Source organism: Tahibacter caeni (genome assembly GCF_024609805.1).
In the GTDB taxonomy this organism is placed as follows: domain Bacteria; phylum Pseudomonadota; class Gammaproteobacteria; order Xanthomonadales; family Rhodanobacteraceae; genus Tahibacter; species Tahibacter caeni.
Genome location: NZ_JANFVR010000659.1, coordinates 1 through 1,121, shown reverse-complemented (window position 1 = coordinate 1,121; position 1,121 = coordinate 1). Strand labels below are relative to the sequence as shown.

Below are 1,121 nucleotides of genomic sequence, written 5' to 3'. Positions count from 1 at the left end.
GCGCGCGTGCCGGCGCTGGCCGACAGCGATCCGATCCGCTACGTGCAGGCCTGGCGCCTGCGCCTGCAGGGCCTGCGCGGCCAGGGCGAGCTCGCCGCGGCCGTGCGCGAGACCGCCGAGCTGCAGGCCTGGGTGCAGGCCCACGCCGATCCCTGGCGCGAAGCCCAGGCCAGCCTGGCCCAGGCCGAACAGCGCGCGGCCGAAGGCGAAACCGACGCGGCGCTCGCGCTGTTCGAACGCACCCTGCACCGGTTCGACCAGGCCGGCGCGATTCCCGACGACCTCGTCGACGTGATCCAGCCCTATGTCGCGCTGCTCGTGCGCAACGGCAGGCCCGACGAGGCCCACGCGCTCAGCGCGCGCATCGCGACCTGGGCCGACCACGACCTGCGCGCCGCGAGCGTGTTCGTCCGCCTGAACACCGCGCTCGGCCGCAACGACGCGCGCCTCGCCGCCGAGCGCCGCGCGCGCGAGCTCGCCGGCGAGCGGCAGGTGCCTTAGCGGCCGGCCGCGTCGTTTTCCTTCGCGTCGCGAAAGCCCGAGGCAGTTGCCGCGCATCCGATCGCTTCGCTCGCGGGCGCATGAGCCGGGAGAGCCTCGCGCACCCCGTTTGCTGCAATGCAAAAGAAACAGACGTCGCGCAAACTCGGCACGGTCGACCCGGAAGCCCGGCTCCCTGGCCCGCTGGCGACGGCCCCGGCAAACGCAGCGTAGACGGCAAAGGCAGCGCGCTCGCGAAGCGTCGCAAGGCCCGCGGCACCTCGCTCGGACTGCCCGCCGCATAGCCGCCTGCGCCGCGGCCGGCGACCGGCGAAACCCCGACGGCGTCATGCTCGAGTGCCGCCCACCGCGCCTTTCGCGCGTCCCGCGCATGGAATCCGCATACGAAACGAATGCGCGGCCGGCCCGCGCTTTCGACACTGCGGCGGCTGCGTTCCCTGCCTGGAGTGTCCATGAAAGCGTCTGCCGCTGTGTTCGTTTCCGCCGTCTGCGCCGCCGTCGTTGCTGCTCTCTCTTCGTCTTCCTGCGCCGCCGCGGCGCCGCCGGGGCCGGCCGCGTTCGTCGCCGCGCGCGGCGGCAATGTCAGCGCGCCGGTCGCGGCGGAGGACCATGTCTACCTC

General features: G+C 73.8%; 1 protein-coding gene. It reads left to right on the top strand.

The window, feature by feature from the left end:
- Positions 1-501: hypothetical protein (locus NON22_RS24655; protein ID WP_257389621.1), on the top strand; the 501-nt coding region annotated here is incomplete at its 5' end.
- Positions 502-1,121 lie beyond the last annotated feature (620 nt).